The following is a 5,104-nucleotide window of genomic DNA, read 5'->3' on the forward strand; positions in this document are numbered from 1 at the left end:
CTTCACGATCACGACGCGCGGTTTTACGGACGCCTATGCCGACCGGCTCTGGTCGCTGCGGCGCACGGCAGCCATCCGCTACAATACGGGGCTGTCGGCGAACGAGACGCCTGTCAGCCCCGATGCGCTGCCGCCTTCGATCGAGGATGGCTGCGTCGCGCAGGCGATGGCTGAAAAATGCCTGATCGACGTTTCCGGCCTGGACGGAGACGACGGCGCTCCGGTCACGATCGCGCAGTTTTGCGACCTGATCCAGCATCGTGAAAACCGTCCGTTGCTGGCGCTCGCCATGCAGGCGGCGGGCTCGGTCGGGCGCGCGACGAAGGCGCAGCTGGAGAGCGCGGAAAAAAACTGACCGACGCGCTCGTCTGGGCGATCGAGGACGCGCCGCTGGTGGCGCCCTACGGCGATGCGCTCCTCCCGGCGGATCATCCGAACTGGGATGCAGTGGATGCGCAGGCGCGTCGTGTGGACGTGCTGCCCGCCTATCGGCAGCCGTGGCGGTGCTGGCACGAACTGGCCGGGCATCGCCGCCACATGGTCGAGATCTACGGCGGCGGCATGGGCGCGATCCGTGGGGTGTCCCGGCCACAGCCGTTGCCTGCTCTCGACGTGCTGGCGTGGTGCGACGCGCAGGATCTCGACGCGGACGAGCGCGATTTTGTGGTCCTGATGGTCAAGGCCATGGACCGGGTTTTTCTGGACCTGCGCGGGCGTCAGATCCGCGCCGAGCTGGGCCAGATTTTCAGGAAATAGCGACATGGCGGTCAGCGGCACGTTTCAGCGCGACATAAGGCTGTTCGTGGATAAGACGCTGTCGCCCGCCGCCCTGTCGCGCCATCTGGCAGAGGCGGCCATCGCCGCGCGAGAGGCGGTCATCCTCTCGGGCGATGCGCCAGACAGTTACACGACCTTTGTCGACGGGATGCGCGGCCGGGCCGAGATCACGGTGCGCCCGGACGGCGTCATTCTTTACGAGTTCAATTACCTGCCGCAGGCGGCGATTTTCTGCGTCGAGGAAGCCATGCGCCGCTCGCCCGCGCGTTCGGGCCGGTACCGGCGCAGCTGGGTCGTCGTGGTCAATGGCCGCGTCTGGAGCGCAGACCTGTCGCGGATCGCGCCAGGCTCGGAAGTCATGATCGTCAATTCCCAGCCCTACGCGCGCAAGATCGACACAGGCGCCATGCGGACGATCGGGCGCGGCGTGGTCGAGGCCGTGCGCCAGAAGGCGCTGCGCATGTTTCCGACGCTGACGGTCGCGCGCAGATTCGTTGTCATTCCGCCGGGCCTGATCGACGGCGCGCCATGGATTTTGCGCCGCAGCAAGGGGCGCGCGCGCGATCGTCAGGCCGGTCAGCCCATCACCTATCCCGCCATCGTTCTCACGGAGAAGATCTGACATGCCCTCGATCTCGGATATGCGGGTCGCCTATGAAAGCGACGTCGCCGCGAAGGCGAAGGCTGACGCCGATGCGCTGAACAGTGCGGGAAACGCCGCCGAGACGCTGGACAAAAAGATTACGTCCACGACGAAAAGCGGCGCTGCGTTCGTCAACCGTTTCGACGACGTCACCCGCACGGCGAAGGCTGTCGAGCGCGCGCAGCGCGACCTCGACGCGGCGCAGGACGCGCTCAACAAATCCATGGCCAATGGCAGCGTCACCGCCGAACAGGCGCAGCGCACGCTGCAGACGCTGGGCGACCGCGTCACGCAGGCCACGGCGAAGCATCAGGCGGCGACGGCGGCGCAAAAGACGCTCGCGGAAGCGACGGACAGCGTCACGACGGCGGCCGAGCGCAATACGGCGTCAGTCAAGCTGCAATCCTACCAGATCGCGCAGATCGCCGATGAATTTCACAAATGGGTCGATCAGGTTCTCGCCGGCGGCTCCGCGATCACGGCGACGACGTATCAGCTGCCCAATATGGTGCAGGCCATGGGCGGCGTCGGCAACGCGGCAAAAGTCGTCGGCGGCTTTCTGGCGGGACCGGGCGGCATCGCCGTGGCTGCGGCAGCTGCGGGCGTCAGCCTGTATGCGATGGCGTCGCGTGCCGAAACGGATCAGGAGAAATTCGCCGCCCTGTCCACGCAGCTGCGCGCGACGCGCACTGACGCGATGAGCATGGCCAGCGCGATCACGTCCGCGTCCGACAGTCTCAAGGGGATGCCCGGGTGGGACGAGGCCAGTGCGCGGACGGCGTCGCAGGCGATTGGCGGAACCTATGATTTTTCCGGAAATTCGTCGGACATCACGGCGCTTGCGGGCGTCGCGCGCGACGCTGGCGCCGTGTTCGGGTCTCTGGAAGACGGGCTGAAAGCCGTGCAGACGGCCATGACGGACCCGCTCGCGGAGATCCGCGATCTTTACCAGCGGCATCTGCCGGGCGTGAACGCGCAGCTGGTGGATCAGGTGCGGGATCTGGAAGCGGCCGGAAAGCAGGGCGCGGCGTACGCCCTCGTGATGGAGCACCTGACGGACGCCGTTAAGAACGCGCATGAAGAAAGCCTGACACCGTTTCAGCGGGCGATGGAGGATCTGAACAAGGCGGCGTCGCCGCTGCTCGACACGCTGGAGAAGCTGGCGACGGGCATCGGAACCAAACTGCTGAACGGGGTCACGTCGCTGCTGAACCTGCTGCCGCACAGCGACGCGGCCAGCCAGAGCGCGTCCGGAACGCATGTCGTCACAAATCCGTCCAGCGGCACGCTGGGGATCATGCAGATCAACCCGGCCTACAGCTCGCAGTATGACGTCAACTCCCTGTCGGGAAACATCGACGAAGGCATCACGCGGTATCAGAATTTCCTGAAGCAGTCGGGCGGCAATCTCGAAAACGCGCTGGCGCTCTATGGCGGGTGGAAAACTGGCTCGGCTGGGGGCCAGCAATACGCAAGCTCGGTGTTCGGGCAGAACCTTGCGGACCTGACGCCCGCGATCTCGAAGGCGATCGATCAGGAGGCGCAGAAATTCGGGCTGGGCGACGGTCTAACCAGTCTGATCAAGAAAATCGCTTTGCAGGAGAGCGGCGGCCGTCAGTGGGACGATCAATCCTACGCGACGCCGTCCGCAGCCTCGTCGGCCGCTGCGACGGCCCATGCGACGTCCGCCGCCGTGATCAGCGATCAGGCGGCCCTTTCGGCGGGCGCCGCCGACGCGGCGAACGGATACAGCTCCACCAGCATCACCCAGAGCCGACAGGCGATCGAGGACTGGATCGGCGTGCATGAGAAAATGCTCGGCGGCCTGACGCAGGGCTCGCGCGAGTGGCAGGAGGAAAGCGAGCGCATCACCAACGCGAAAATCGCCCTCGCCAACACGCTTGATCCGCAAACGTCGATCACGCAGGGCATGAAGGACCAGAACGAGAGCCTGTCGGCGCAATCGGGCTGGTGGCGCAGCATGGCTGAGGTCGTGGCCCAGTTCGACACGACGACGCGCGGAACCGGCGTCAACCAGCAGGCCCTTACGCAGGCGCTGACGGAGAAACAGCGCCAGCTGACGGCAGCGTATGAAGACGGCACGACGGAAATCGAGCGACAGGTGCGCGCCCAGGCGGCGATTTCTTCTGCGGCGGGCGATTCCTCAAGGGCGCTGCAGCACGCAGCGAATTATCAGGAGGCATATAACGCGGCGACGCAGAATTTCGACCCGGCGTCGCAGAAGTTCGTCGAGGAAGTGAACGCGCGCGTCTCGGCGCTCGATGCGCTGTCGGATGCGCAACAGCGGACGCAGCAGCTGCAACAGAACCGGGGGCTGTCTGACAACCTTGCGCTGCTGCAGGCGGAAACTGCCAGCATCGGGCAGGATTCCGACGCGCGTCAGGTCGGTATTGCGCGTTTGCAGGCGGAAATGGAGATGCGTCGCCAGTATGGCGCCGTGCTGCCGCAGGAGGCGCAGGATTACGTCGAACTGTCGCGCCAGGTGTCGGCGGCGTCCGTGGCCTATGAGCGTCAGCAGCAGACGCTGTCGGATCTGACGGGCTCGATCTCGAACATGGCGGACCAGCTGTCGGATGGTCTCGTGCAGGGATTCCTGCAGGGCACGTCGAGCGGGATGTCGTTCAAATCGACGCTGCAGGCGATTGAGACGCAGATCGCGTCGATGATCCTCAAGATGGGGCTGATCAATCCGCTGCTTAACGACATTGACGGCGGAACAAGGGACACGCTGTCCGACATCTCGAAGCTTCTTGGAAACCTTGGTGGGTCGTCGGGGTCTTCGTCGGGCGACGGGTGGGGTTCGACCGGCGGCGCGATGGATTTCGAGGGCTCGGGGATCAGCGTCGGACAGGAACTGAACCTGAAAAACAGCCTGTCGTCTCCGGCGTCAGCCACGTCGGCGACGTCCGGAAGCTGGCTCCAGTCGGCCCTTGGCACGAAAGTCATCGGCAACGCCTCCATAGGCAACATGCTGGCGGGGCTGGGCGGCGGCATGGCTGTCGGTGGCCTGGTCGGAAGCCTGACGGGTGGCGGAAGCGGCAGCACAATAGGATCGCTGGTTGGGTCCGCCGGCGGAACTGGTATTGGGGCGCTTATTGGAACAGGCCTCTCCAGTATCGGCGGGCCTTTGGGGGCTGTTATCGGCGGCACGGTGCTTGGCGGGATCGGCAGCCTCATCGGCTCGCTGTTTTCAAAGTCGCACTACGCCTATGACAGCGTCAGCGGGCAGGATGGCCAGCTGGTGATCTCCGACAGGCGGGTCAAACGTTCCGACGATGACGTTTCGGGATCTCTCCAGTCGGCGCTTGACGCGATCAACGCCGTGTATGGCTATACGGGCGTCTCTGTCGACGACGGGTTCGTCGGCGACGTCGGGCATTACAAAAAGGGGAAAAACTCCAACTCGCAGACGCTGGAACAGCATCTCGGCGACGCGCATCTGACGTCGTCCGACGCCACGATGCAGATGGCGCTCGATCAGCTGATGCCGTCGAGCTTCGACAGCGTCAGCAGCTACACGCAGGCGATCCAGTCCCTGAAAACCCTGTCGGACACGCTCGACAACATGGGCGTGGTCGTCGGCAGGTTTGACGATTCCTCGCATCTGACCGTCGCGCATTTCACCGGCTACACGGGCGACATGGCGACGGCGCTGTCCACGCT

Annotated in this window: 4 protein-coding genes; all 4 read left to right on the forward strand. The window is 65.0% G+C overall.

Annotation, left to right across the window (positions count from 1 at the left end; translation table 11 throughout):
- A partial coding sequence (locus G442_RS25665; RefSeq protein ID WP_026399187.1) for a hypothetical protein occupies window positions 1–355 on the forward strand: 355 nt, incomplete at its 5' end.
- Window positions 356–393: 38 nt separating this feature from the next.
- Window positions 394–756 (forward strand): hypothetical protein, encoded by a 363-nt coding sequence (locus G442_RS0118795; RefSeq protein ID WP_246789548.1) that lies wholly within the window; start codon window positions 394–396, stop codon window positions 754–756.
- Window positions 757–760: 4 nt separating this feature from the next.
- Window positions 761–1,399 carry a hypothetical protein gene (locus G442_RS0118800; protein WP_026399189.1) on the forward strand — a complete coding sequence of 213 codons (639 nt, stop codon included), beginning with the start codon at window positions 761–763 and terminating at the stop codon, window positions 1,397–1,399.
- A 1-nt stretch (window position 1,400) separates the two neighbouring features.
- On the forward strand, window positions 1,401–5,104 hold a 3,704-nt coding region (locus G442_RS0118805; protein ID WP_026399190.1), incomplete at its 3' end, for a hypothetical protein.

Origin of the sequence: Acetobacter nitrogenifigens DSM 23921 = NBRC 105050 (assembly GCF_000429165.1) — a bacterium.
In the GTDB taxonomy this organism is placed as follows: Bacteria; Pseudomonadota; Alphaproteobacteria; order Acetobacterales; family Acetobacteraceae; genus Acetobacter; species Acetobacter nitrogenifigens.